The following is a 27,000-nucleotide window of genomic DNA, read 5'->3' on the forward strand; positions in this document are numbered from 1 at the left end:
GATTAATTATTCAGATTATTGACAATAGTCTAATTATAATATATATATTTATTTAAGGAATAATTCCTTATTTGTTCTCAATATAAATTTTACTAGGTTAATAGCGAAAGTGTTTCATTTTAGGGATTTTAAATAGTTATTACATTGGGAGGTATGGAATATGGTAATTTCTAAAACCGAGTCGAAAATCGAAAAATTAATTGAATCAGACAAAAAACATTATCTTCATCCAACGACTGTACCTAAATTGTTTATTGAAAATGGCCCAAAAATAATTTTTCAAGAAGGAAATGGGATCCGTGTAACAGACATTAAAGGTGATACATATATTGATGGCGCTTCCATGCTTTGGAATGTGAATTTAGGACATGGAAACAAGGAACTTGCGCAGGCTTCATATGATCAGATGTCTACTCTTGCTTACAGTTCTTCATTCTATGGCTACTCAAATGAAAAAGCTGTTCGCTTGGCCGAAAAAGTAGTTTCCGTAGCACCTGGTGATTTAAGTGCTATTTTTTTCACATCCGGTGGGTCGGAATCAAACGATACGGCTTTTAAACTAGCACGTTTTTATTGGAATTTAAAAGGTCGTCCAACAAAGAAAAAAATCTTATCGATAAGCCGTAGCTACCATGGTGCAACGGTTTCTGCTGGAACAGCAACTGGCATAGATGCTTTCCATAGTTTTGCAGGTTCAAGAGATGCCGATATGGTGAGGGCAAAATCACATTTGACTAATTGTGAGCTTGGCGATAAAAATGATCCGAACTATGAAGGATGCATTCGTGATGTCATCGAAAAAGAAGGAGCGGAAACCATCGCTGCCCTAATCCTTGAACCAATTCAAGGTGCAGGAGGAGTTCACGTTTCTCCTGATGGTTATTTAAAAGCAGTTAAAGCCCTGTGTGAAGAAAATGATATCCTGATGATTTCTGACGAAGTCATTTGTGGATTTGGCCGTACCGGAAAAATGTTCGGTGTCGATAACTGGGACGTTGTGCCTGATATCATGAGTGTAGCAAAAGGGATTACGAGCGGTTATGCCCAGCTTGGCGGCGTTTTGGTTAATAAAGAAATCAGAGATACTATCGTTCAATATGATCAAATTTTAGGTCATGGATTTACTTATAGCGGACATCCAACAGCTTGTGCCGTTGGATTGAAAACGATTGAAATTCTCGAACGCGACAACATTCTTGATAACGTTAACAAAATGGAGAAAGAGCTGAAGAAAGGGTTTGAATACTTAACGGATAAACACCGGTATTTCACGAAATCAAGAGCGGTCGGCTTGCTTGCCGGATTTGAGCTTCAGCAGGACCGTGACTTGGATGTACCATTTGCAGAATCAGTCAAACCAGCTTCGTTTGTCGTTGATCAGTGCTTCAAACGCAAATTGATTTTAAGAGCTGCAGACTTTGAAAAGGGCAAGGATATTGTTGCCATTGCTCCGCCGCTTATCATTAATAAACAAGAAATTTCGGAAATGATCAATATCATCGATACAGCAGTGACTGAATTTAATAAAACCATTAAATAAATGATTGGATTCATACAACATGCTAGAGAGCTAGAAGGCTTAGCGGCTCGATCTCTGGCATGTTTATTTTTAGACTGGAGGAACCAAGAATGGCGAACCAAACACTTGAAATCAGCAATAAGGTGAGTGAGTTTTTAAAAGGTACGAAAAAGTTGTACATCGATGGAAAATTTGTGGAATCGTGTTCTTCAAAAACCTTTGAAACTATTAATCCAGTTACTGAAGAAATATTGGCAACAGTCTATGAAGCGGAAGAAAAAGATATAGATTTGGCAGTTAAGGCAGCAAGGAAAGCATTTGATGAGGGGCCATGGTCAAAGATGAGTGCCGCTGAAAGAGCAAAGTTCATCTTGAAATTAGCTGACCTTATTGAAAAACATCAAGAAGAGCTGGCACAATTAGATACTTTGGACAATGGAAAGCCAATAAATGAAACACGGTCCGTCGATGTACCAGGTACGATTGAAACGTTCCGGTATTTTGCTGGTTGGGCGACAAAGAATATGGGGCAAACAATTCCTGTTTCCGGTCCATTCTTAAACTATACTCGTCACGAACCAGTCGGAGTAGTAGGACAAATTATCCCTTGGAACTACCCTATTAATATGGTTTCATGGAAAGTGGCTCCGGCTTTAGCTGCAGGCTGTACGGTTGTTTTGAAGCCCGCTGAACAGACTCCGTTATCGGCACTTTATTTTGCAGAACTTGTTGAAAAAGCAGGATTTCCTGCAGGAGTTTTTAACATTGTTCCTGGATTCGGTGCGAAAGCCGGTCATGCAATAGTGGATCACCCAGATGTAAATAAAGTTTCGTTTACCGGCTCGACGCCTATCGGGAAGCAAATAATGAAACAAGCCGCAGATTCAATGAAACGGTTGACGCTGGAGCTTGGGGGAAAGTCGCCTAATATCATACTCCCTGATGCGGACCTTTCAAAAGCGATTCCCGGAGTGTTCAACGGCATTATGTTCAACCAAGGAGAAGTTTGCAGTGCGGGGTCGAGAGTATACGTTCAGAAGGATCAATTCGATGAAGTTGTTTCCGGTATGGTTTCCCTAGCTGAAAACGTTAAGCTTGGAAATGGATTGGATACAGATACGACGATGGGGCCTCTTGTTTCTAAAAAACAACAAGACCGCGTGTTTGAATTTATTAACATTGGTAAAGAAGAAGGAGCAAAAGCAGTAACAGGCGGAAGAAAATCGGATAAAGGTTTCTTTGTCGAGCCGACTATTTTTATTGATGTAGAAGAGTATATGACGATTGCAAAAGAGGAAATCTTCGGACCAGTCGTCGTTGTCATGCCTTACGATACGGTGGAAGAAGTCATTGAACGCGCAAACAACTCTCCTTACGGTTTAGGTGCGGGTATCTGGACAGAGAACGTGAAAATGGCACATAAAGTTGCTAATCAATTAAAATCAGGGAATATCTGGATTAATTGCTATGATGTAATAGACCCTGCCTCTCCTTTCGGGGGATATAAACAGTCGGGATTTGGTAGAGATTTAAGTGCCTATGCTTTAGAAAGTTATACCGAGGTGAAGAGTGTTTGGGTAAATTTGGAATGAATATAGTTTGTGGTGAAATCACTATCAAGCCGTATTTAAATATATCTATCACATAGGAATAAAGATATAAAAGAAAACCAGTTTACAGATTTGTTTTTTGCTTGGGGATCTATATTTACAGTCATCGGTTTTTAAAGGAAAAATTGCTTATAGCGAAGACCTATTATGACAACAAAGGCGCCGGAGCTTGTGGGATTTTGGCTCCGGCTTTATTTCATGAATGATATAGAGATGAACTGATCGAAAACACAGTTATTATTTTGGCAGCCAGCTGCTCATATACGCATCATCTTCTATAGCGTGTGCTTCTTTTACGATATACAGCGGACGGAATGTATCGACCATGACTGCTAATTCACGCGTTTCTTTTTTACCGATACTTGCTTCAATTTTACCTGGATGCGGACCATGAGGTAAGCCGCTTGGATGAAGGGTAATCGATCCGGTTTCGATGCCGCGGCGGCTCATGAAGTCTCCATCCACATAATATAGCACTTCATCACTTTCCACATTGCTGTGGACATAAGGAGCAGGGATGGCTTCTGGGTGATAGTCATACATACGTGGTACAAATGAACATACAACATAATTATGTGCTTCAAACGTCTGATGAACTGGCGGTGGCTGATGAACACGTCCGGTTATTGGTTCAAAATCATGAATGCTGAACGCATAAGGGAAGAGGTAACCATCCCATCCAACCGCATCAAGCGGATGAAAATCATACGTATAGGATGTGATCATGCCTTGTGCACGCACTCTGATTTCATATTCTCCTTTTTCATCTTTAGGCTCCAATTTTTCTGGTGTCCGGAAATCACGCTCACAATATGGCGAGTGCTCAAGAAGTTGGCCAAACTCATTACGATAGCGTTTTGGTGGTACAATTGATGAATTCGATTCAAGGATGAAAAATCGAGCTTCTTCTGATTCCAAGACTACGCGATACGTGGTGCCAATCGGAATGATGAGATAGTCACCTGGCCAAAAGCTTAGTTCACCGAAAATACTTTCGATTTTGCCTCTTCCTTCATGGACAAACAACATTTCATCACCCTCACCGTTTCGATAAAAGTAATCCATTTGCTGGTTAGGGCGAGCAACGCCAAGTGCAACATCATCGTTTGCCATGAAAATTTTGCGAGCTTCAAGAAAATCGCCGCCAACATCCGTATTCCATGTCCGGAAATGACGATGTTTTAATGCATCTTTTTCTTCATATTCATAACGAACATCACGAATTTTTTGTGCTTTTTTTACTTGTGTTGGTTGATTGATATGATAAATGAGTGACTGAATACTCGAGAAACCTTTCGTACCCATCAATTGCTCATAATATATGCTTCCGTCCTCCTGGCGAAACTGAGTATGACGTTTATGGGGAATGCGGCCCATTTTAACATAATGTGTCATTGCCTAAACTCCTTCCATGTAGCAGTCTTTTACATTTAGTATATTAGTTGCTAAATCTTCATTTTTTGATTGCCTAAAATCTGTGCCTCCGAAAGGGCTGGTAAAACTTGACCGCTTACTTGACCAAATCCAATTCGATACCCATCTCCTTGACACCACCCGCTGATAGTCAACTTGTCCCCATCTTCAATCCAGCTTCGTTCACCGCCGTCGTTAAGTTGAAGCGGTTCTGTGCCGCGCCAAGAAAGTTCAAGGAGGCTGCCTCGTTCTTCACGGCTTGGACCGCTGATAGTTCCAGATCCATGCATGTCACCAGGACGGATATTACAGCCTGTAATGGTATGGTGAGCGACTTGCTGAGCGATTGACCAATACATATAGCTAAAGTTGGTATTCGTAATTCTGGTTGCTTGTTCTGTATTTTCTGGTGCCAAATGAACTTCAAGGTTAATATTAAATGCTCCATCTTTTGTTTGCTGCAAGTAGGGAAACGGCTCTGGATCCTGTTGCGGTCCAGCAGTACGGAAAGGTTCCAGCGCTTCTAGCGGCACAACCCATGGCGAAATGGATGTTGCAAAGCTTTTTGAAAGAAAAGGGCCAAGAGGCTGGTACTCCCATGCTTGGATATCACGTGCACTCCAGTCATTTACGAGTACGAGCCCGAAAACATGATTTTCTGCCTGATTAACTGGAATTGGTTCTCCAAGAGGGTTGCCAGTTCCAATAAACCAGCCCATTTCAAGTTCGAAATCAAGCTGTATAGATGGACCAAATACTGGATAATCTGCACCCGTTGGTTTGCGTTGTCCCGAAGGGCGACGCACATGGGTACCACTTGGTACGATGGAACTGGCACGTCCATGGTAACCAATCGGCAAGTGTGTCCAGTTTGACATGAGGGCATTGTCTTTCCCTCTGAAAATTGTACCCACATTGGTCGCATGCTCTCTTGAGGCATAGAAATCTGTATAGTCTCCAATATCTGCAGGAAGAAGCATCTCTACATCTGTCAATGGGTGAAACGCTTTCAAACGAAGCTCTTCATTATCTCGTAAATCAGGCGTTTTCGAATCCAAAAGGTATTGAAGTTTGTTACGTACAGCAGTCCAGACAGGACGGCCAAGTGACATAAATTGATTAAGAGAGGAAGAGGAAAAAACTTTTTTTTCTTCTGCACCGGTCCCACTTAGCAATCCAACTTCATCGATTACAGATAAATCAAGAACATAATCACCGATGGCTGTACCGGCACGGGGACTTTGCCCTTTTTTTTGGAAAATGCCGTATGGCAAGTTTTGAATTGGAAAATGTGATTCTGGTGTTGTCTCAATAAAGGAATGTTTCATCGTACTGCCTCCCCATGAAAAATAGTTAGCTCTCCTAGTTCTTCCTGAGGCTCATTAAAGCTGCAGCTTCCATATGAAGCTGCAAAGAAACTGCGCGCTTTGAAGATATCGGCCGAACTGACAGTAAAATCGCGCCAGGAAAGCGAGTCTGTTGTAAATGAAAAATTTGTTGGGTCTTCATCAAGCAAAATGGCTTGAATGGTTGCTGTATTGACAGAACGGCTATATGCCAAAATAGAAGCGGTAAATACGTTAACAAAACCATGCATACGTGTTTCCACTTCCGTTCGGTACTGGCGAATCGGATGGTGCAGTCCTGCTGTGAATTTAAGTGCCAGTTCTCGTTTCTGGCATTCGTGTATAACGAATGCGGCTTGTTTGACAGAAGGAAACAAATTAGCCGCGATTCCACCCATGCGCATTTTGATACCTATACGTTTCAGAGATTTTTGATTAATCGAATGGATGGTTTCCAATGTATTTAGAAGTTGATCATTCGTTCCTGTCATTTCACAATAAATGGGATAACTCCCTGTTCGTTTTTCAAGATTCTCTAAGAAGGAAGAATTAATCTGTGGTGGAAGCGGAAACTCGATTGCTTCTATGGTTCCCGCGGTTTTATATGTTTCTAAAAAAAGTCGGATAGCTTCCATTTCGGTTTCGATTTCTTCGGATTTCGTTAAAATTACAGATAACCTAAGTGGATATTGATCATTAAACTGGGCTTTAAATGGTATAAGTTCACCCAATCGTGAAGCAGGAATAACAAACGGGCCGAGCATCCAGCTGTCCGATTCATGGATGTATGCATGGAAATTTGAAATAGCTTTTGGAAGCGGAAGCGCGGCCGGTGGAAATAGACCTGCATAATCTATAAGTTCGGTCATAAAATGACTGACCGCTTCTTCCCTCCACTTAACATTTACTTTAGTTAACAACTACCTCACACCTCCTATTAAAGGAGGCCATACCGTGAGAGACAACGGTATGACCGTTCCAAATCAAATATTTCCGCGAAGTTCTTGCTCACGTTCAATCGATTCAAACAATGCTTTAAAGTTCCCGTCGCCGAATCCAAGTGCACCTTTACGCTGAATGACTTCGATAAACAGCGTTGGACGATCAACAAGTGGTTTAGTGAAGATTTGTAGCAAGTAGCCTTCATCATCACGATCAACCAAAATATTAAGTTCTTGAAGTCGTTTCACATCTTCATCAATATTTCCTACACGATCGGCAAGTTCTTTATAATAAGTCTCAGGGGTATTTAAAAATTCCACACCATTTTCTTTGAGGGCAGCCACCGTCCCGATGATATCGTTTGTCAAAAGGGCAAGATGCTGAACACCTGGTCCATTATAGTAATCTAGGTATTCTTGAATTTGAGACTTTCGCTTTCCTTCCGCAGGCTCATTAATTGGGAACTTAATGCGTCCTGTTCCATTCATCATGACTTTTGACATCAAAGCAGAGTACTCGGTCGAAATGTCTTCATCATCAAAATGCTTGAGTACTGTAAAACCGAATGCATTTTCATAATAGTTTGTCCATTCTTCCATAACTTCCACATTACCAACAAGGTGGTCAACACCAATTAAACCGGTTGGTTGAGATTTAAATGTGTCCTCGCGAGCTTCGAACCCTGGCATAAATACGCCTTTATAATCGATTGGTTCAATAAGCGTATGAATTGTATCCCCATATGTACCTAGAATCGCTTTTTTCACCTTGCCGTTTTCATCTTCTTCCACCCATGGTTCCCGAAGAGCGATGCCACCTCGTTCTATCGCACCCGCAAATGTTTTATCCAGATCTTTTACGAGGAGGGCGATATCTTTTACACCCTCGCCATGAAGTTTAATAAACTCGGCAACGTCTGTATCGTCTGATAAGGTGCCTGTTAAAATCAATCGGATAGCACCCTGTTCCATCACGTAAGATACACGGTCACGGGAACCTGTTTCTAATCCTTTATATGCTACAAGTTTGAAACCGAAAGATTTTGCATAGTAATAAGCTGCCAGCTTTGCGTTTCCTGTATAGATTTCTACGTAATGAACATTCTTTACCGGGAACAATTCTTCTTTTTTTGCTTTAGGTGATGCTACCATTTTTTCTGACATTTTAACCACTCCTTTATCATTTTTAACTTTTAAGAAACAGAATTTTCGAAATTCGGATTCTGTAATGTTTCACATCTTAATCTATAAAAATCCAACGCGCAAATATGTGTTTTAACGCGTTTAGTATTTGCGGCATCAGTCTTTTAAACCGTTAAAGCGAGTATGCGTTTGAGTGTACTCTTGCAAACATTTGGTTAATCCAATTAAAATGTTGGCAACAAAAACTGAAGGGGAGTTAACCATGAAAATTAACGTAAAGTTCTGTCCATGTAATTTCGAAGACGAGTTGGAAACTATAAAGGGAAAATTAATTGAGCGCAGCGACTTGGAGGTTATTGAGGATAAGTGCTTGTTATATTGCGGTCAATGTTTGATGGACCCATTTGCACTTATAAATGGTGAAAATATTGTTGCTGACGATCCGGATGAACTTTATAAAAAAATCAATCAATATGTGGCTAGCATTAAACCAAGGGAAACTGTGTAAAACGAAGAATAAAAAAATTTTTTGATAGATGTTTTGATCGAGAATTGTATTTTTAGGGTTGTTACCATCCGCAAACTTGAGGCCTTCAGAAGGGATCTATGTATGATAAAATATAAGTATGCCCTACTCCAAATTGATGATAGTAGGGCCTTATTTTTATTCTGAAGGGAATTTAATTATGACTGCATTAATTGGTAAAAAGTTCGAAAATGGTGTTTTTATCATGGCTGATAAAAGAATAACCTACAGAGGGACTGAAAACTTTAGTGATGATGAAAAAAAAGTAATAGCATTAAATCAAAATGTGATCTTTGCCTTTGCGGGTGTTAAAAATATCATCGATATATGTATGGAAGAACTAAAAATGTTTTCACTTGGAACAATTTCAATTGAAGAAATCGAGGCTCAATCACAAAGAATGTTTAGAAATTCATTGGAGATATTCAAGAAGTTATATCCTGAACAAGATTATGCAACTGTTTATATATTGGCAGGGGTTACAGCTGATGGTATACCTCGTGTCACTTACTTCTCTTCAGATGATGATTTTCAAAAAAGCAATCCTCTCGACTTTTTTTATAAAACGTTTCCGAATACAGAAATGATGTACCTTGGGAATTATTTAATAAATAAAGTGGATGACACCAGAACAGATATGAGTTATTTTATCAATAAATTTTCTTCAGCCATCCGTCAGATAAACAATGAAAAGGTCAGTAAGGCTACGTATTCTTTATTCTTAACCAAAAATGGCTTATTTGAGATAGACGTTGATGAGGATGGAATTATTAAGGTTGACCATATGAATCTTGATTGTTAAAAGAAAGAGACTTGCTGCTCCCCGCAGACTCTTTTATGATGAGAATTGAGAAAACTATTTAACTTTAACGCGGTGAAAGATAGCTGTTTTGCAGAATGTCCGCTTTAGAGTATAAGCTTGCAGGAGTGGGAAACTTGTAATAATATTTAGAAAAATTGTGAAAATTAGTGTATAAATTGCTCTAATTACACTATTTTCACAGTGAAGGGCAGGTGGAATTAAAAAACGAGTATATGTTATGATGCTGACAATATAAATATCACACTATAGTCAAAAACAATAAATTGATTTATGATGATGTAGACATATATTTTTTTGTATACATTATCTGAAAATTTTGATTACGGATGTGATAAAAATGAAATTAAAAACAGTACAGTCGCAAACTCTTCAAAATCAAGTATATGAATATTTACATGAACAAATTGTAAGCGGGAACATACCACCTGGCCAACGAATTGTGGAAGGAAAAGTTTCTCAGGAAACAGGTGTCAGTAGAAGTCCAATCCGAGAGGCGATCCGCAGGTTAAACAGTGAAGGATTAGTTTCCGTCAGTCCAAGAGGCGGAGTAAGAGTGTACCGCGCAACTTTTTCAGATTTTAAATATCTTTACGAATGCCGGCTAAGCCTGGAACCTACAGCAGCTTTTTATGCCGCTTCACGTATGAATGAAAAACAGCGTAAACAATTGTCAGATTCAGTTGATAAAATGAACCTCATGGTTGATAAGAAAGAGCTTGAAAAATTAAAGATCCTAAGCAGCCAATTTCACTACCTGATTGTGGAGGCTAGTGGCAATCCTTATTTGCTGAAAATGATGAATCAGTTGAATTCATTAATTTCTTTTTATCGAAATGCCGTATTGAATATCCCTAAGAGAATAGAAGAGGGTGCAGATGAACATAAAGCGATATGGAATGCTATAAAAAATGAGGATGGGAAAGCTGCAGAGGAGTTAATGAAGGCACATATTCAACGTGATTATCAATTTTATGTTTCCATGTACTCTGGTGTTAAGGATGACGAATATTAATAAAAGGAGAGTGAAAAAATGATTTTTCCAGAAAAACTTAAAATTCGTGATGTTACATTGAGAGATGGTCTGCAAAATGAGCCAGTTTTTGTAGAAACCGATCAAAAGATAAATAAAATTAAAAATTTAATTGAAGCAGGATTTGAACGTTTGGAAGTCACGTCCTTTGTTCATCCAAAGTGGGTTCCTGCGATGCAAGATGCGGATGAATTAGGACAAAATCTGCCAATGGCTCGTGGAGTAGAATATGAAGCTTTGGTCCCCAATAGACGGGGATTAGATAGGTTCCTAAATTCAAAGATACACAATGCGCTTTTTTTCCTGTCTGCGAGCACACAGCATAACCAGGCAAATTTAAATAAGAGTTCCAATGAATCTTTAATTGAAATAAAAGATTTAATTGAAGAAACCACTAAGGAGGGTAGAAAAACAATTGGTGCAATTTCAACCGCATTTGTTTGTCCGTTTGCTGGGATCGTACCGTACTCAGAGGTGGAAAGGATCGCAGAGTTCCTGGTTAATAATGGGATTTGTGAATTGGGCTTGGGAGATACAATCGGCAAAGCAACACCGAGACAGGTATATGAATATTGTAGCCGTTTAGCAGAGAAATTTCCGGACATTCCTATTGGACTTCATTTGCATGATACATATGGATACGGTTTGGCAAATGTTATGGCTGGGATACAGGCTGGTGTTCATTTAGTTGATGTAGCCCAAGCTGGTCTAGGAGGATGTCCGTATGCTCCTGGTTCTCCAGGGAATATTCAGGCAAGTCGTGTAGTGGAATTTTTAGAAAAACAGAACATCAAAACGGGGTTGGATTTGGAACAGGTAAAGAATTTAGATAAAGCATTCCCTCAGCTGTTGAATAATGCTAGAAATTTTAAAAAAACTGTATAAATTGATTAGGAATGGAAAGAACCCCGCAGTTAATTGTATACGTTATCTGAATATTCAGTTAATTTTAAAAATGACATTTTACCTTATTAGGGAAACAAGAGTGAAATGTTAATAATTGAAGGGCGGTAATCCTATGAGAAAACCTTTAGAGGGTATTAAAGTTTTAGAATTAGGTAACTTTGTAGCAGCTCCATTTGCTGGGAAAATTTTTGGTGAATTTGGTGCTGAAGTGATAAAGGTTGAGGATCCTAATAAAGGGGATTCTTTACGAAATTGGCGAGTGATGCATAACGGAACGTCCCTGTGGTGGTACGTGCATGCAAGAAATAAAAAATCTATAACTCTTAACCTTCGTGAAGAAGAGGGGCAGGAGATGGTTTGGGAGTTAGCAAAGGATGCAGATGTAATTATTGAAAATTTCCGTCCAGGAACGTTGGAGAAATGGGGAATTGGCTATGAAGATATTAAGAAAATTAATCCCAGTATCATAATGACAAGGATTTCTGGTTATGGTCAAACAGGTCCTTACCGAAATAAAGTAGGATTTGGCAGCGTTGCCGAATCAATGGGTGGTCTCCGATACCTGACAGGATTTCCTGATCGTCCCCCAGTTCGAGTTGGTTTAGCAGTTGGAGATTCCATAGCAGGTTTATATGCAGTGAATGGTACGTTAATGGCATTAAGAGCGAGGGATAACGATCCATTAAAAAGAGGACAATATGTGGATGTGGCTCTAACTGAAGCGGTATTTTCTTTGCTGGAAGGCGTACTGCCAGAATACGATTTAAAAGGAATAATAAAAGAAAGAACAGGTGCTACATTGGAAGGAATCGCTCCTTCAAATACCTATATATGTGCAGATGGAAAATATATCGTCATTGCAGCAAATAGCGATAGCATTTTCAAAAGATTTGCGCATGCGATAGGGCGACCAGAATTTGCGGAAAATCCGACTTATTTAACCAATAATGGCAGAGCTGAAAATGCGGAATATCTAGATCAAGTTATTGAAGAGTGGACTAGGAAACACTCACAAAAAGAAGTGCAAAAAATATTAGATGAGGCTGGTGTGCCGGTTGGGCCTATTTATAATATTGAAGATATTGTAAGGGATGAACACTATCAAGCACGTGATATGCTTCAGACGGTCACTTTGCCGGATGGGGAGCAGGTACTAGTTCCAGGAATTGTACCAAAACTATCAGAAACTCCGGGTAGCATTGAATGGATTGGTCCTGAACTGGGACAACATAACGACGAAGTCCTTGGGGGAAAAAAATTGAATCAGCAAAAATAGTGCACTTTATTTTTGCTAGATATATCATAAAATTTCATGCCTGTCTGTCGGCCTATAGAGGTAGAAAGGGAATGAATACCTTTAAGCTATAAGGGGTTATAATGCTCTTATTCTGACCTGAAAAAAAAGAGATGGTTACAGTGGATTTTCGGGTGATTTTTGAAAGCGGTACCAATAACGAACCTTGGGGAGGAAGTTTATGTTATCTATTTTAGGGTTTGCAATGATTTGTACCTTCTTATTTTTGATCATGTCAAAACGTATATCTCCGTTTATTGGCCTAACAATTGTACCTATCATTTTTGGTTTAATCGGAGGGTTTGGACCAGAATTAGGGACATTGATAATGGAAGGTATTCAAAATGTTGCGCCTACCGCTATTCTTTTGTTATTTGCCATTTTGTATTTTGGTGTCATGGTAGATACAGGGTTATTTGATCCCTTAACCTCAAAAATTATTCAGTTAGCTAAAGGAGATCCACTAAAGATTATCGTAGGAACTGCTGTGTTAGCGGGAATAATAGGGTTTGATGGTGATGGATCCACGACGATGATGATTGTTGTAACAGCTTTCCTTCCTCTATATAAAAAAATGGGGATCAGTCCTATCATATTGGCCTCCATTACAATCATGCAAATTGGTATCACAACACTTGTTCCATGGGGAGGACCTGCTGGCCGTGTAGCGAGTGTGTTAAATCTTAATCCAACTGAATTATATCTTCAAATGTTGCCAGGAATGCTTGCAAGTTTGCTGTATGTTATTGCCGTTGCTTATTTTATCGGTTTGAAAGAACGGACTAGATACAAAAAGATAAATACAGAATCTTTATCATTGCCTGAAGCAAGCATAATAGATGCTGCAATTGAAAGCGCTACAATAGAAAATATCTCACCAAAAAACACAAACATTAAGCGTCCTAAATTAATTTGGATCAATTTCCTTTTATCAATTGTTATTATGATTGCCATTGTACTAGAATGGTTACCTGCTTACGTACTCTTTATCATTGGTACCGCTCTAGGACTGCTCATTAATTATCCAGTCTTAAATGATCAACGAGATCGAGTCGCCGCTCATGCACCCAATGCAATAGCAGTGGTTACCATGGTTTTTGCTGCTGGGATTTTCTCGGGAATTTTCAAAGGTACTCCAATCTCTGATTCTATGGCACAATCGATTGTTTCCATTATCCCTACAGACCTTGGTCCATATATGGCTTTAATTACTGCGGTTGTTAGTGCACCTGCCATCTTCTTGATTGGTCCAGATGGATTTTACTTCGGGATTCTGCCAGTCCTGGCTGAAACTGCTTCTACTTACGGCATTGATACTTTATCAATTGGAACAGCTGCATTATACGGAACTCCTTTTGGTATTATGGGTCCACTCGTAGCATCAGTTTATTTATTGATTCACATAACTGGAATCAGCCTAGGTGACCTTCATAAATATGCAGCAAAATGGTCTTTAGGGATTTTTCTTATTTATATCATTGTAGGAGTGATATTAGGGACAATCTCTTTCTAAAAATGAATACTTAACAAAATCATTGGAGAGAAGGAAGACAAACTCCATTGGTGGCTGTTAATAGTTAGGTGGAGACATATTAGGGAACAAACCGTGGCGGTTGTATGCAGAGGCCAGATTTAAGATTTTTATTCTATATTAATAGTGTTTAAGAAAGGTTCCGAATAGTGGTTGCTTTGGTTTTATTCTGGAATAATCAACATATTTTAAAAGGAGGAATGAATAATGATTCATAAATTTAAAGGACACTACCCCAATGTACATCCAAGCGCATATATAGCCCCGGGAGCACAGTTAATTGGAAACATAGAACTTAAGGAAGATACGTCTGTTTGGTTCAATGCCGTTTTAAGAGGAGATAATGAGAAAATAACGATAGGAAAAGGATCGAATATTCAAGATGGTGCAATAGTTCACGTGGATCCAGGTTTTCCAATTAAAGTCGGAGAAAATGTTACTGTCGGACATAACGTGGTTCTACATGGCTGTACTTTAGAAGATGGGGCATTAATTGGTATGGGTGCAACAATTTTAAATGGGGCATTAATCGGAGAAGGCACTCTAATCGCTGCGGGGGCACTAGTTCCAGAAGGCAAGATAATTGAACCGGGTGTTTTAGTAGCCGGAGTTCCCGCCAAGGTCATCAGAAAACTTACACCAGAAAACATAGAGCGGGCAAAAGAAGGAGCATCCCAGTATATCAAAAATGGCGCTCTATATAAAGAAGAGAACATAAGCGAAAAAGAGGTATCATTTAAATAATTTGCAGCTCTGTAAGTAAAAAGTGAGAAGGCAGACTGTCCGCAAGATTGGACGAGTCTGCTTAAATATTAATAAAACGGTAGAAAGATTTGGATTAAAAAAGCAGAAAAACCTTGCTGTATATTTATTTGAAGAGCCTTTTGAATGGGTGTTTAAGGAAACATTTGTAATTGGTTCCCGGTTTAAAATATGAGCGCACCCCCATTGTGACGATAAATTTTTCTTCTAATATATATCATAATAGATATAATGGAGGTAGGTTATGTACAAAAATAAATTGTCTGAGAAAAACATAAAACAATTATTTAAGGCTATTCTTTCATTACAGACACAAGAAGAGTGTATGGCTTTTTTTGATGATTTGTGCACAATGAATGAAATAAAAGCTTTTACCCAAAGACTAGAAGTTGCTAGAATGCTTCAGGATGGCTTAACATACGAAGGTATTGAGGCAGAAACTGGTGCCGCATCAGCTACTATATCAAGAGTTAATAAACTATTGAATTATGGGAGTAATGGTGGTTATCAGATGTCGTTAGATCGCATGGATAATACTAAAAAATTGTAAGAGTTTCGGCAGTTGGGGACTGATATTTTGGGTCTAGGTCATTCTTTAATTTTTATGAAAAAATATCAATATAATAATAGAAGAAACTCGTCAATAAATAGCTTTTCGATTTCTTTTAAAACATACAACACTTGGGATTGTAATATACAGTCTCTTTTTTTGTTTGAAAAAGTGTCATAGCATAGATAGGGTAACGCTTGTCCAAACACTTGCATAATATATAAATAAGGCGTGAGGAAGCACCTGACGTCACCTTAGACTGACTATAGTCAGTCTTTTTTTCGGAAGAAAATTTACCCAATACTTAAAAGAATAGATAACATGTTTAAATATTATAAAAACAAGGAATTCTTCCACATGAATCCAATCGATTCCCGGTATGTAATTGTATGTATCGTTGTCAAAATAATTTGGCTTGTTTAAAAATCAAAAGAGTATGTGGATATATAGATTGTTGGTTTATTAGATGTTTAGTAGAGTTCAATGTTATTTTACTGAAAAATTGAGTTACCTAAAATTCTGAATATTCAAAAGATATTGTTGACATTTATAATGATGGCTTGTAATATTTCATTAAAGGAATATATAAGGATATATTCCGAATGTTACCAACTTCATTGTGTAAGAATATAAGAGGAGGAACAGAAAATGACTTAAAGAGGGCGTTGAAATGAAGAGAATTTGTAGGTTTGTCACCGAAAACTTTCAGGATACATTCCCCATTATGTATAGTCCTTAGTGCTCGTAATCGAAGATACCCTTTAAAAGTCGGAAAGACACAACTTCTTCAGAATATAAGGAGTTAAGCAGAGCAGATATGCTAGTACCGTGAAATGGAAAATCGGCTGAAATTAAACCAATAGTAAAAGGAAGGTGAAACTATGGCGGATAATTACACCAAGCAGGATTCATTTACACAGGACAAACTCCAAAACACGTTAAAGAACCGGCACGTAACAATGATAGCACTCGGTGGAATCATCGGAGCCGGGCTCTTCGTTGGAAGCGGTGCGGTCATCAATTCAACAGGGCCGGCGGCTGTAATCAGTTATACTTTGTCAGGAATTCTCATGCTTTTAATCATGCGCATGATAGGTGAAATGGCAGTAGCACAACCATCTGCCGGTTCAATTTCCGAATATGCACGGTCGGGATTAGGGAATTGGGCTGGATTTAGTGTTGGCTGGCTCTATTGGTATATGTGGGTGATCGTGGCTGCAATTGAGGCTGTAGCTGGTGCTGGAATACTTGTGAATTATTTTCCGGATATTCCACCTTGGATATTGTGCTTGGTATTATTAGTGGTGCTCACTTTGACCAACCTTTACTCGGTGCGTTCATTCGCTGAAACTGAGTTTTGGTTCGCATCTATTAAGATATTCGCGATAACCTTCTTCATTGTCTTTGGAGCCATATATACTCTTGGGCTATGGCCTGGTGAATCACCCGGTCTCTCGAACCTGTATACAGCAGGCGGCTTCTTTCCAAATGGGATCGTTGCAGCTCTAGTGGGAAGCGTTACTGTACTTTTCTCGATGGGAGGGGCAGAAATTGCCACCATTGCAGCAGCAGAGTCCGATCAGCCGGCAAAATATGCGGCGAAAGCTACCAATCAAGTCATGTATCGAATCTTATTCTTTTATATCCTCTCTGTCTTCTTCATCGTTGCAATCGTGCCATGGAATTTCGAGTTTGCTGGCATTGCTATTCAAAGCCCGTTTGCGATTGCACTAGAACGATTAGGTATTCCTTTCGCTTCTTCGCTAATGCAAGTAGTAGTTCTTACCGCAGTACTCAGTTCGCTTAATTCTTGTCTGTACATTACGTCTAGAAGTTTATTTACCTTAACCAGACAGGGAGACGCACCAAAATTTCTCATCAAACTTAATAAAAGGGGCGTTCCGATCAGGGCAATACTGGCAGGGACGGTCTTTGGATATGTAGGCGTTGTTTTAAACTACTTTTTTCCACAGACAGTTTTTTTATTTTTAATCAATTCCGCTGGGGCAATTAGCCTATTCTACTATTTGGTGCTCGCTTTCGCTCAAATCCGTCTGCGACGAAGGTTAGAACTGGAAGCACCTGAGAAATTAAAGTTGAAAATGTGGCTATTTCCCTATCTATCTTATGTAGCCATTATCTGGATGTTCGTAGTGCTTATAGCAATGGCATGGATTCCTGGTACACGTTCGCAACTTCTTCTCAGTTTAGCGAGTTTCGGTTTGATTCTTGTAGCCTATTTAGTACGGTCTTGGTACAGTAAACGGAAAAATGGGCAGATTGCTGAAGAGAGTGAGGACTATGCCGATGCTACTGTAGGTGAGTGAAAACATTAACTTTTATGTTGTGGGAAATATTTTCCCCAAGAATAAATCTTGGGAGGACATTATTTAATTAGGTAATAAAATAATGAACTGGAGGTATTGGATGATATGACAGGACTGGGAGAAGTTAAAAATTCAGGGATTAAGAGATTTAGGAAGTTCAAAACAGATCAGTATTATCCTTCAACGTTGGGAAAGCCAGAGCATCATATTGTAAACGAGTTTAGCATGGCAGTAAGGGCAGGAAACAGAATCTTCTTAAGAGGGCAAACTGGTTTTGATTTAGACGGTACTTTTCATGGGATTGGAGATGTGGTGAAACAAGCTGATCAGGCATGTAAGTGCGTTAGGCAGCTTATTGAAGAAGCGGGCGGTTCAGTCTATGATATTTGTAAGATTACCGTGTACTTGCTTGATCGGGAAGATCGAAGTAAAGTTTATCCCGTAATAGCCGAACATTTTAAAGATGTTTATCCTTGCAGTACTGGTCTAATAGTAAGTGGTTTTGCTATGCCGGAAATGCTAATGGAGATAGATGTTGAAGTTATGATTAGTGAAGGAAGAATTGAAAATTAATAGGTATCGCTATCAATGAGTGAAATCAATCAAAACGCAAACCCTTGAAACGTAAGGGTTTGCGTTTTTTTTATATTTCGTAATGGATGTAACCATTAGGGGGAGGGGACAATACTTGTGAGAACTACAATAAAAGTGTGTGAATTTCTTGTTATGAAAAGGCAGAATTACACGAGAGTGAAAATATTAGAATTCGAAAAAGAATAAGGCCTACAAAAAGCAACTACCCCTCAAAGCTTAATTCGTATTAATTAAGTTTAGTAGGCATACGAAAATTAAAAATTCTTTTATCAGAGGCACAGTTTTTGAAATTCGATATATAAATAGGAAGAAATACGTCATTATAAGCGTAAACAGATGTATGTGCTGTTAAAAAGTTTGTTAGCAAAGTAATTAAGATAGCAATTTTCCCTTATTGGAAAAAATAACTTCATTGTTAAATTATTGTTATTGAATTATAATCTTCTTGAAACATATGAAATGTTATGAATAGGAGAAAAGTATGAAAATGAAAAAACTGTGGACCATTTTACTTTCATTTACGTTGTTAATTAGCTTATTCCCGCAATTAGCGATGGCAGCACCAAGCAAAAATTTTGAGCAGGAACTCACAAAGTATTTAAAAGAGGTAAGCCTTGTTAGAGGTTTTGAAGTGACGAAGGATGATATTGAAACGTCTCTTTCTTTTTACGATGAGAGTATTGAAAACTTTGAATCTATTGATGATCTTAAAGATGCCTTGGGCGAAGTTATTAAAGCAGATTTAAGTAATTTAGATGTCATTTATGAAGATTATAATCTAACAAATGAGAGCCTAATTAAACTATTGCATGAAAATGGCGAAGAAATTGACGATTATATTTTTATCTGGGACCTCGATGAGGCTGTTTATTTCTATGCAGAAGAGGGCGATTTTGAACGCGATCCAAACTTTGACAAAGAATTTGTCAATTATTTAGCCAAGGTTAGTAAAGAAAGAGGCTTCGAAGTAACAAAGGAAGATATCGAAGCGTCTTTGGAACTCTATGATTTTAGCACGGAAGAATTCGAATCTGTCGCTGAGCTTAGCGAATTCTTAGGTGACGTGATAAAGGCAGACCTAAGCAACTTAGATTATTTTAATGAGAATTATGGATTGGATAAACAAGCGTTGCTTCAAATGTTGGAAGAAAATGGTGAAGATATTAACGATTATATTTACATAGATAATCTTGAAGAAACTGTTTGGAACCTTACTGGTGGGGGAATAGATGGTGAAGTTGCCGAAGATTTCCTTCCTATTTTCGAGGAAGAACTCGGTTTAACGGAAGAAGAATTACAGCGGCTTGAAGACCACTTAATGTCTTTGGAAGACCATCTTTCCAATCCGGAAACAGTCAAGCGACTTGAAGAATTGGGCAACCGCATGATGGCTTTCGAGGAATTTGATGTAGCAACCGAGCTTACAGCTGAACAGATAGCTGAAATGGCATCAATCTATGAAGAATTACTTTCCATCTTTAAGCTGAATGTATCCTATTCCCTTGTGAAAAGTGGCTCGGAATCTCCTGTAACCCTTTTGGATTTAATGAAATTGGAAGAACTGAAAGGTGCTAACCTGAAAATAGAGATATACTCTACTGACGGAAAGTTCCTGGCTGATCTTTTAATAACAGGTGATATGGTAGATTCCGACACTCTTACTAATGCAGGCGGACAAATAAAGGAATCTGCTAAAGAGGTGCAAAAGACCATTGAAAAGGCACCAGTTGCTAAACCAGTAAAACAAAAGATCAGCACTCATACTAATTCGGAACATCAAACTGTAAAAGGGGCTAAACTACCAAATACCGCTTCCGATTATATACCTAATGCCCTTTTAGGACTATGCATTGTCTTGTTCGGAAGCTTGATGTATCGAAAAATCAGGAAAGCTTAATATGAAACAATTAAAGAAAAGGCGGTTGCTTCTGCTTTCTTGCACAATTGCCATCATTTTATTTGGGGTTTGGTTTTCCACATCCAATATGTATAAGTTTGCAAAAGGCTACTTTCTTTACAAGACTCATACTCCAAGTAGCCAAGTGAATGAAACTGTTCAGAAGCCACCAAGTAGTGAACCAATAAGTAAAAAAACAACAAAGAAAGAGCTATATCCTGTCCGCCCTAAAACGGGTGAAGAAATCGGGGAACTGTATATACCCAAACTAAAAGCCAAACTCCCTATTTTCCATGGCACAAACGAGGATGAATTGGAAAAAGGCGTTGGTCACTTCGCAGGAAGTGTACTACCAGGTGAAAATGACAATTCCGTTCTTTCCGGTCATAGAGATACGGTATTCCGTAAACTCGGACAAGTTGGCGAAGGAGATTTGTTGATTGTAAGAACATCGGCAGGCGAGTTCACATACAAAGTCAACAAAGTTCGAATTGTGGATGAAGATGATCGAACCGTTATCGTACCAAAGCCGCGGGCAACGCTAACAGTCAGTACCTGTTATCCCTTTGATTATATCGGGGCGGCACCTGAACGCTATATACTTGTCGCTTATTTGTCTTCAAAAAAAGTAAGTTCTTAATAAGCAACTTTTTATTACATGTTCTAAAAAAAAAGAGTCCCGATAAGGTAAAACTTATCGGGACTCTTTTAATTTCCAATTCTTCTTATATGAGACGAGATTATTTCACATTATTATATTGTTAAGCTATCCTTATTGCTCAAAGTGCTCGATGTAGCGGATTTTAATATTTTATGATGGTAAATATAAGAGCCGGCTATCAATATATATCCGATAATGAAAAGCAGCCATCCACTGGCAGGGTCGCCCACTGATATGCTTGAATACATAGCACCCGTCAAATCAAATACAAAACCGGCATAAGCCCATTCCTTAATTCTCGGAAAACCTGGAATGAGTATTGCCGCGACACCTAATAATTTGGCTATTCCAATGAAGGGCAGAAGGTAGGTAGGATAACCTAAATGATCAAATAAAGCGACTGCATCGGGAACAGACATTATATCCGGAATAGAACCCAAAACCATTAGTGCCACCAAAAGCCCTGTGAAAATCCAATATATAATTTTTATTTTTTTCATTTATTCACATTCCCTCCCTTAGGTTGACATTTTAATCATATTCCACTTTCCTTTTTTTAATGCACTCTATATTATTGAACTTCTACAGTCGTGGCGCGATTCTTTAATAAGAATCGCGCCACGACTGCAGGCAAACTCGAAGAAAAGCGAGTTTGCCTGCGGTTTTTTCTTGAAAAATAGTCAGATGATTTCAGAAATCCGTCCCCACGAGTAAAGGTGCGAAATCAAAGGTGCAGCACGAATTCACGAGTAAAAGGCCAAAACTCACGAGTAAACGGTCCAAACTTACGAGTAAAAGGCCAAAACTCGCGAGTAAACGGTCCAAACTTACGAGTAAAAGGCCAAAACTCACGAGTAAATGGGCCAAACTCACGATAAACGTGCGAAATCATGGGTGCAGCGCGAATTCACGAGTAAACATGCGAAATCCCGGGCGTAGCACGAAAGCACGAACAAAATGTATATCGATAGGGGGATATGCTTGATCAGTCTTCCCTGTTGCAGCACTTGTAGGTATGGCTTTATCTTATAAAAATGTTTATTGCCTTAAAAGAATTGATAATGGAGACGCATATGCCGACACAGGAAATCGTGATGAGTGAATACATTAACTTTAAGTCATTCAATATAATAATTCCCGCAATTACTATGAGTGAATCAATAATAAAAATAATGATTCCAGGATTAGTTGCTGTGGTTTTAGCGATTAATAGTGCTAGTAAATCCACTCCACCGGGGCTAATATGTTGTCTCAGCATAAAACCAACACCAATCCCAATCGTCATTCCACCGATAATGGCACTCGTTATGATCGGTAGATGAACCAAACCGTTTAGTGGTGTTAGCCAATCAATAATGGTTGAAGTAAAAGCTAACCCAAGGATGGCATTGAAGAAATAAGACTTGTCGTATAGAAGAGATACAAGGTATATGGGAATGTTGATCATGATCATGGTATGTCCAACCTGGATTCCCCAAACATATTTGATTAACAAACTTATTCCGAATATCCCGCCATTTATTAGATGAATGGGGACAATGAACAGATTAAGACCTACTCCAATGCAAAAACTTGAAAAAAGCAGAGTAACGAACTTTTTCATAAAAACATTCCCCTTGTCCAAATCATTATCTTAAAATATATGAGAGGAAAGTAAATATATACTTAGTATAATGAAAGTACCATTGCAATTTGTGTATTGTTTGCTTTGCTCCCCAAATGATGTTCTGAAATTTTAGATGCATGCGAGCAGCAGTATCAAAATGGATGCCGTCACATTGAGCACATGAAGTAATTTGGCAAAAAAAAGAGACACTCATAAAAAGTGTCTCTTTTTTTTGCCTTAATGGGGCAAGTCAGTTTTTAAGAATTTTTTATACCTTGGAAAATAGGTTGAATTTAGCCTTGTTTATTCAAGCTCTTTTTTTTGATAGGCGATTTGTAATGGTATCTTCTTGAGGTGAAGTTTGCCGTATATAAAAGGCCAGTATGAATGCAACTATGGTCAATCCTGTTGCAATCATGAATGCATCATCCACTCCCATTACGCTACCTTGTTTAATGGCCATGGCCATTTGTGATGTATTATCTGGTGATATGTTTCTTTGAGATAAGATTTCCTGAACATGCTTCGTTCCCTGGTTTGTCATGATGGAAACAAAGAATGCCATGCCAACAGCACCTGCTACCATTCTCAATGTATTGACCATTGCTGTTCCATATTTATTTAGGCTAAGTGCCAATTCATTTAATCCAGCAGTGAAGATGGGCATCATCAGTATCGACATTCCGAACATTCTAATAGTATATACCCACACCACATAAGAATAGGACGTATCTGTTTCAAGCCGCGTTAAAAGATAGGTTGTAATGATAGTGATGGCAAGTCCGCTCACCGCAAGCCATCTCGCACCAAATCGATCGAACAGCTTACCTGTGATAGGAGACATGATCCCCATTAAAATCCCGCCAGGCAATAGCATGAGACCGGATTCCATCGGAGTAAACCCCCGGATATTCTGCATATAGATTGGCATGATGATCATTCCAGAGAACATACCCATAGTTGCGATGATGTTGATAACCGTCGTTAAAGTGAACATCCGATACCGAAAAATTCTAAATTCCAAAATAGGATGGGATACAGTAAATTGCCTCCAGACAAATAAAACTAAACTGATTCCCCCTACAAGGAACATCGTCAGTACTTCGGGACTGTCCCATCCCTTGGTACCGCCTGTAGCGAATCCATATAGAACTCCGCCAAATCCGATAGTGGAAAGAATTACACCCATTTTATCGAGTTTAGGCCGACTCGTTTTCCCTACTTTTTTGATGATGAAAATGGCAAAGATGAAGTCAAGCAGTGCAAATGGGAAAATGACAAAAAACAGAACCCGCCAAGAGTAGTTTTGTATAATCCATCCTGATAACGTCGGTCCTACAGCAGGGGCAAAATTCATCGCGATACCAAATATACCCATTGCGAAACCGCGTCTGTTAGATGGAAATATAGTGAAAATCACATTTGTGATCAAAGGGAATAAAATCCCCGCCCCGGCGGCTTGAACCACACGTCCGATCAATAAGACGGAGAAGCTGGGGGCAATTCCACATAGGAAAGTTCCTAAAGCGAAAAGTCCCATCGAAGCAAGATATAGTTGTCTTGTATTGAAACGTTCCATTAAGAAAGCAGTGATAGGGATGACGATCCCATTGACCAATAGGAAGATTGTAGTAAGCCAGTTAGCTGTTGCAGCTGAGATTTCAAAGTGATTCATTAATTGAGGCAATGCTATATTAATTAAAGTCTGATTTAAGAAAGCGACTAGAGCCCCAGCCAGCATCACCGCAAACATGGGACCCGTACGAACTTTAGTGATGGCTGTTTTGTCGTGATTCATTATTATGGCACGTCCTTTCCGCTAAGATAGTACGTATTGTACTGTCTGCTAGTTTTTAAAATTATAGAAGTTAAAGCGACTTCACTAAGTTTATAAGTAAACCAACCTATATTTTCCAATGATATACACCATCTTAAGGAGATTAACCTCAATTCACGATTTTGGAGGTGTTTATTCTTCATTAGCAACTTACTTGACAATAACCAGGATATATTCTCTTTTTTAGGAAATTCCCCAGTTTAACATCCATTCTACAGGTATACCATACTTCGAACAATAATCACCAATATAATACTTAATACGTATCAGAAAAATTGTTCCCTTTAGTATAAATACTTTAACATTCTATCATTCGTATTCACTAAATAATAGTTAATTGATAAAAAGGTGTGATGGACAATAAAATCACGCCTTTTCCGTATGTTGAGAATTAATGTTTTTTAAATATTCAAAATAATCATTGCAATCGATGTACTGTTTAATTATAATACAAAGCATAACAAATAAAAAATCTTTATGAGGAGGTGAAATAATTGAACATTGCAGGGATGAATATCACTTTTAGGCATTTCCCTTTTCATTATTTTTTGGATTGCATGGATCACCTTGAGATTAAAAGCATTGAATTATGGGGTGGGGAGCCACATCTATATGTTTATCGCAACATACTAGAAAATATAAGAAGTTTGAGAAGGGAAATTAAGTCCAGAAATATGAAAATCATCTGCTATACTCCAGAGCAATGTATCTATCCTTATAACATTGCATCCTCGGATGCACATTGGCGAAAAAAAAGCATTGAATATTTTATGGACAATCTTTACGCCGCGCTGGAGTTAGACACAAACATGATGCTTATCACTTCTGGAATAGGGGACTTTTCCGTCTCACAAGAGGAATCATGGAAGTATGCGAGTGACTCAATCTTTCAATTAACCAAAGTAGCTGAGATGGAAGGTTTGATTCTTGCTTTAGAGCCATTAACAAAATATGAATCCAATCTGGTAATAGACTCTATAGGGCTAAGGAAAATGTTAGAGGAAATCCAGTCTTCCTCATTAAAAGGAATGATAGATACAGTTTCGATGCAGCTGGCAGGTGAAACGCCTGATGAGTACTTTTCCTTCCTTCCCGAATTAAGCCATTTTCACCTAATGGATGGAGATGGTCAATCAGATACGCATCTGGCACTAGATGATGGGATTTTAAATTGGAGAGAATACTTAGCAAGCCTTAAAGACCATCGTTATAAAGGAAGTTGTTCTCTAGAGATTATGGGATCAAATTATTATCAAAATCCAAGAGATGCAATCATGAAATCTATTGAAAAAGTAAGGGAAATGGGAATTTAATCATCTAATTTGGAGGAACTCTTTATGAGTAATGGCACACTTACAAGAAAACTGGGTTTTTGGTCTGCTCTGGCTATTGCTGTTGGAACTACTATAGGGTCAGGTATTTTTGTCTCATCTGGTGATGTTGCAAGGGCTGCAGGTACTCCTTCCATTTCTATTCTAGCCTGGATAATAGGCGGGGTGATTGCCATACCGCAAGTAATGGTGCTGGCAGAGTTATCGACGGCATACCCCCAAAATGGAAGCGGTTACGTTTATTTAAATAAAGCTGGATGGAGGCCTTTGGCATTTTTATATGGATGGGCCACTTTCTGGGCTTTGGATCCTCCATCTATATCGATTATGGCATTAGCGATAGTTTCTTATTTAGCAACCTTTTTCCCATTTTTCTCAGGAGTGGCCGGGAAATTATTGGGTATTGCGATCATCCTGCTCATCACATCGATTCATTATCGAAGTGTGAAAGAAGGAGGTCTTTTCCAAGTCATAATCACGGCTGTCAAAATCATTCCTTTCCTGATTGTCATTGTCCTGGGAATCATGTATATGAACCCTGGTAACTTTACTTATACTCCAGGACCTGGTACCCAAAATTCAAGTTTAATAGGTGGTGTATCTGCAACCACATGGGCATATACGGGGATGGCCGCGATTTGTTTCATGGCTGGGGAGTTCAAAAATCCAGGGAAAATACTTCCGCGGGCTCTTATTAGTTCGGTATTCATCGTGTTGGCTTTATATACGCTGCTAGCCGTTTGTGTCATAGGCTTGATGCCATTTGAAGAATTAATGAACTCCAATGCGGCTGTTTCTGAAGCTGTTAAATATATTCCGGGATTATCTGATATTGCCTCATCATTTGTAGCCATTACGGCGATTATTGTTATCTTGGGTTCGCTGAGCTCTTGCATAATGTTTCAGCCCCGCCTTGAGTATGCAATGGCAAAGGACGGACTATTCTTTCAGCGCTTTGCAAGAGTCCATCCTAAATATGAAACTCCAAGTTTCTCCATCATCGTTCAGGTTACGTATGCATGTATTCTTGTGTGCTTTAGTAATTTAACGGTGTTACTAGGCTATTTCACACTGATTCAATTGATTATTAACATTATGGACTTTGCCGCTGTTTATAAATGTCGTAAAAGGGATGATTATAACCCAATCTATCGTATGCCAATGTGGAGATTAACGACGGTTTTAGCTATTCTTGGAGCATCATGGCTGGCCTGGGGAACATTTACTTGGGCGCCAATTCAAGGAGTGATTGCAGCATTGATCGTTATCGCAACAGGTCTGCCGGTTTACTATTATTGGGAAAAGAAATATGGATCAAAGAATAATAACGACAGCGATATCGTCGCTTAGCAG

23 protein-coding genes are annotated in these 27,000 nt (G+C 38.8%); 16 read left to right on the plus strand and 7 right to left on the minus strand.

Annotated elements, in window-relative coordinates:
- The first annotated feature begins 160 nt into the window (after positions 1-160).
- A complete protein-coding gene (locus tag BW986_RS14935) occupies positions 161-1,540 on the plus strand; it encodes an aminotransferase family protein (protein WP_076368668.1) in 1,380 nt (459 codons plus the stop codon).
- 89 nt (positions 1,541-1,629) lie between these two features.
- Positions 1,630-3,111 carry an aldehyde dehydrogenase family protein gene (locus BW986_RS14940; RefSeq protein ID WP_076368669.1) on the plus strand — a complete coding sequence of 494 codons (1,482 nt, stop codon included), beginning with the start codon at positions 1,630-1,632 and terminating at the stop codon, positions 3,109-3,111.
- Between the two features lie 255 nt (positions 3,112-3,366).
- Here BW986_RS14940 and BW986_RS14945 read toward each other — a convergent pair whose 3' ends face one another.
- The 4 genes from BW986_RS14945 to hppD all read right to left on the minus strand — a co-directional run bounded on the left by BW986_RS14945 (position 3,367) and on the right by hppD (position 7,993).
- A complete protein-coding gene (locus BW986_RS14945; protein WP_076368670.1) occupies positions 3,367-4,524 on the minus strand; it encodes a homogentisate 1,2-dioxygenase in 1,158 nt (385 codons plus the stop codon).
- A gap of 50 nt (positions 4,525-4,574) precedes the next feature.
- Positions 4,575-5,870: a fumarylacetoacetase gene (fahA, locus tag BW986_RS14950; RefSeq protein ID WP_076368671.1), complete on the minus strand. Its 1,296-nt coding sequence runs from the start codon at positions 5,868-5,870 to the stop codon at positions 4,575-4,577.
- Entirely contained in the window at positions 5,867-6,808 is a 942-nt protein-coding gene (locus BW986_RS14955; RefSeq protein ID WP_081395636.1) for a hypothetical protein, read from the minus strand. The genes fahA and BW986_RS14955 overlap by 4 nt, the downstream gene beginning before the upstream one ends.
- Before the next feature lie 63 nt (positions 6,809-6,871).
- Entirely contained in the window at positions 6,872-7,993 is a 1,122-nt protein-coding gene (hppD, locus tag BW986_RS14960; RefSeq protein WP_076368672.1) for a 4-hydroxyphenylpyruvate dioxygenase, read from the minus strand.
- A 241-nt stretch (positions 7,994-8,234) separates the two neighbouring features.
- On the opposite strand from hppD, the gene BW986_RS14965 reads away from it, so the two are divergent.
- From BW986_RS14965 to BW986_RS15020, 12 genes are all read left to right on the plus strand, one after another.
- Positions 8,235-8,480, plus strand: coding sequence for a DUF1450 domain-containing protein (locus BW986_RS14965; RefSeq protein WP_076368673.1), 246 nt, complete (start codon positions 8,235-8,237; stop codon positions 8,478-8,480).
- Positions 8,481-8,658: 178 nt separating this feature from the next.
- Positions 8,659-9,300, plus strand: coding sequence for an Ntn hydrolase family protein (locus tag BW986_RS14970; RefSeq protein ID WP_076368674.1), 642 nt, complete (start codon positions 8,659-8,661; stop codon positions 9,298-9,300).
- Positions 9,301-9,658: 358 nt separating this feature from the next.
- Complete coding sequence (locus tag BW986_RS14975) at positions 9,659-10,333, plus strand: GntR family transcriptional regulator (protein WP_076368675.1); 675 nt, start codon at positions 9,659-9,661, stop codon at positions 10,331-10,333.
- An 18-nt stretch (positions 10,334-10,351) separates the two neighbouring features.
- On the plus strand, positions 10,352-11,236 hold the full coding sequence (locus BW986_RS14980; RefSeq protein ID WP_076368676.1) for a hydroxymethylglutaryl-CoA lyase: 885 nt from the start codon (positions 10,352-10,354) through the stop codon (positions 11,234-11,236).
- Positions 11,237-11,369: 133 nt separating this feature from the next.
- Entirely contained in the window at positions 11,370-12,533 is a 1,164-nt protein-coding gene (locus BW986_RS14985) for a CaiB/BaiF CoA transferase family protein (protein ID WP_076368677.1), read from the plus strand.
- Positions 12,534-12,732: 199 nt separating this feature from the next.
- A complete protein-coding gene (locus tag BW986_RS14990; RefSeq protein ID WP_076368678.1) occupies positions 12,733-14,064 on the plus strand; it encodes a CitMHS family transporter in 1,332 nt (443 codons plus the stop codon).
- 225 nt (positions 14,065-14,289) lie between these two features.
- Complete coding sequence (locus BW986_RS14995) at positions 14,290-14,826, plus strand: gamma carbonic anhydrase family protein (RefSeq protein ID WP_076368679.1); 537 nt, start codon at positions 14,290-14,292, stop codon at positions 14,824-14,826.
- Between the two features lie 262 nt (positions 14,827-15,088).
- Positions 15,089-15,394, plus strand: coding sequence for a YerC/YecD family TrpR-related protein (locus tag BW986_RS15000; protein ID WP_076368680.1), 306 nt, complete (start codon positions 15,089-15,091; stop codon positions 15,392-15,394).
- 881 nt (positions 15,395-16,275) lie between these two features.
- Positions 16,276-17,721, plus strand: a complete 1,446-nt coding sequence (locus BW986_RS15005) for an amino acid permease (RefSeq protein ID WP_076368681.1) — start codon at positions 16,276-16,278, stop codon at positions 17,719-17,721.
- 105 nt (positions 17,722-17,826) lie between these two features.
- Positions 17,827-18,294, plus strand: coding sequence for a RidA family protein (locus BW986_RS15010; RefSeq protein ID WP_076368682.1), 468 nt, complete (start codon positions 17,827-17,829; stop codon positions 18,292-18,294).
- Positions 18,295-18,802: 508 nt separating this feature from the next.
- Complete coding sequence (locus tag BW986_RS15015) at positions 18,803-20,212, plus strand: processed acidic surface protein (protein ID WP_076369043.1); 1,410 nt, start codon at positions 18,803-18,805, stop codon at positions 20,210-20,212.
- A 1-nt stretch (position 20,213) separates the two neighbouring features.
- On the plus strand, positions 20,214-20,852 hold the full coding sequence (locus tag BW986_RS15020) for a class D sortase (protein ID WP_076368683.1): 639 nt from the start codon (positions 20,214-20,216) through the stop codon (positions 20,850-20,852).
- Positions 20,853-20,965: 113 nt separating this feature from the next.
- On the opposite strand, the gene BW986_RS15025 is transcribed toward BW986_RS15020, so the two are convergent.
- From BW986_RS15025 to BW986_RS15035, 3 genes are all read right to left on the minus strand, one after another.
- A complete protein-coding gene (locus tag BW986_RS15025; RefSeq protein ID WP_076368684.1) occupies positions 20,966-21,373 on the minus strand; it encodes a DoxX family protein in 408 nt (135 codons plus the stop codon).
- Positions 21,374-21,894: 521 nt separating this feature from the next.
- Positions 21,895-22,476, minus strand: a complete 582-nt coding sequence (locus BW986_RS15030; RefSeq protein ID WP_076368685.1) for a YitT family protein — start codon at positions 22,474-22,476, stop codon at positions 21,895-21,897.
- Positions 22,477-22,786: 310 nt separating this feature from the next.
- Complete coding sequence (locus BW986_RS15035) at positions 22,787-24,277, minus strand: DHA2 family efflux MFS transporter permease subunit (RefSeq protein ID WP_076368686.1); 1,491 nt, start codon at positions 24,275-24,277, stop codon at positions 22,787-22,789.
- Between the two features lie 533 nt (positions 24,278-24,810).
- Here BW986_RS15035 and BW986_RS15040 point away from each other — a divergent pair.
- On the plus strand, positions 24,811-25,629 hold the full coding sequence (locus tag BW986_RS15040) for a TIM barrel protein (protein WP_076368687.1): 819 nt from the start codon (positions 24,811-24,813) through the stop codon (positions 25,627-25,629).
- A gap of 24 nt (positions 25,630-25,653) precedes the next feature.
- Positions 25,654-26,997 (plus strand): amino acid permease, encoded by a 1,344-nt coding sequence (locus BW986_RS15045; protein ID WP_076368688.1) that lies wholly within the window; start codon positions 25,654-25,656, stop codon positions 26,995-26,997.
- The last annotated feature ends 3 nt before the right edge of the window (positions 26,998-27,000 follow it).

The sequence above is a fragment of the Peribacillus simplex genome (assembly GCF_900156045.1).
In the GTDB taxonomy this organism is placed as follows: Bacteria; Bacillota; Bacilli; order Bacillales; family DSM-1321; genus Peribacillus; species Peribacillus simplex_D.

What these genes read in the sequence shown, in the direction of transcription:
- BW986_RS14935 (WP_076368668.1), top strand. Translation starts at nt 161, where the DNA reads ATGGTAATTTCTAAAACCGAGTCGAAAATCGAAAAATTAATTGAATCA.
- BW986_RS14940 (WP_076368669.1), top strand. Translation starts at nt 1,630, where the DNA reads ATGGCGAACCAAACACTTGAAATCAGCAATAAGGTGAGTGAGTTTTTA.
- BW986_RS14945 (WP_076368670.1), bottom strand. Translation starts at nt 4,524, where the DNA reads ATGACACATTATGTTAAAATGGGCCGCATTCCCCATAAACGTCATACT.
- fahA (WP_076368671.1), bottom strand. Translation starts at nt 5,870, where the DNA reads ATGAAACATTCCTTTATTGAGACAACACCAGAATCACATTTTCCAATT.
- hppD (WP_076368672.1), bottom strand. Translation starts at nt 7,993, where the DNA reads ATGTCAGAAAAAATGGTAGCATCACCTAAAGCAAAAAAAGAAGAATTG.
- BW986_RS14965 (WP_076368673.1), top strand. Translation starts at nt 8,235, where the DNA reads ATGAAAATTAACGTAAAGTTCTGTCCATGTAATTTCGAAGACGAGTTG.
- BW986_RS14970 (WP_076368674.1), top strand. Translation starts at nt 8,659, where the DNA reads ATGACTGCATTAATTGGTAAAAAGTTCGAAAATGGTGTTTTTATCATG.
- BW986_RS14975 (WP_076368675.1), top strand. Translation starts at nt 9,659, where the DNA reads ATGAAATTAAAAACAGTACAGTCGCAAACTCTTCAAAATCAAGTATAT.
- BW986_RS14980 (WP_076368676.1), top strand. Translation starts at nt 10,352, where the DNA reads ATGATTTTTCCAGAAAAACTTAAAATTCGTGATGTTACATTGAGAGAT.
- BW986_RS14985 (WP_076368677.1), top strand. Translation starts at nt 11,370, where the DNA reads ATGAGAAAACCTTTAGAGGGTATTAAAGTTTTAGAATTAGGTAACTTT.
- BW986_RS14990 (WP_076368678.1), top strand. Translation starts at nt 12,733, where the DNA reads ATGTTATCTATTTTAGGGTTTGCAATGATTTGTACCTTCTTATTTTTG.
- BW986_RS14995 (WP_076368679.1), top strand. Translation starts at nt 14,290, where the DNA reads ATGATTCATAAATTTAAAGGACACTACCCCAATGTACATCCAAGCGCA.
- BW986_RS15000 (WP_076368680.1), top strand. Translation starts at nt 15,089, where the DNA reads ATGTACAAAAATAAATTGTCTGAGAAAAACATAAAACAATTATTTAAG.
- BW986_RS15005 (WP_076368681.1), top strand. Translation starts at nt 16,276, where the DNA reads ATGGCGGATAATTACACCAAGCAGGATTCATTTACACAGGACAAACTC.
- BW986_RS15010 (WP_076368682.1), top strand. Translation starts at nt 17,827, where the DNA reads ATGACAGGACTGGGAGAAGTTAAAAATTCAGGGATTAAGAGATTTAGG.
- BW986_RS15015 (WP_076369043.1), top strand. Translation starts at nt 18,803, where the DNA reads ATGAAAAAACTGTGGACCATTTTACTTTCATTTACGTTGTTAATTAGC.
- BW986_RS15020 (WP_076368683.1), top strand. Translation starts at nt 20,214, where the DNA reads ATGAAACAATTAAAGAAAAGGCGGTTGCTTCTGCTTTCTTGCACAATT.
- BW986_RS15025 (WP_076368684.1), bottom strand. Translation starts at nt 21,373, where the DNA reads ATGAAAAAAATAAAAATTATATATTGGATTTTCACAGGGCTTTTGGTG.
- BW986_RS15030 (WP_076368685.1), bottom strand. Translation starts at nt 22,476, where the DNA reads ATGAAAAAGTTCGTTACTCTGCTTTTTTCAAGTTTTTGCATTGGAGTA.
- BW986_RS15035 (WP_076368686.1), bottom strand. Translation starts at nt 24,277, where the DNA reads ATGAATCACGACAAAACAGCCATCACTAAAGTTCGTACGGGTCCCATG.
- BW986_RS15045 (WP_076368688.1), top strand. Translation starts at nt 25,654, where the DNA reads ATGAGTAATGGCACACTTACAAGAAAACTGGGTTTTTGGTCTGCTCTG.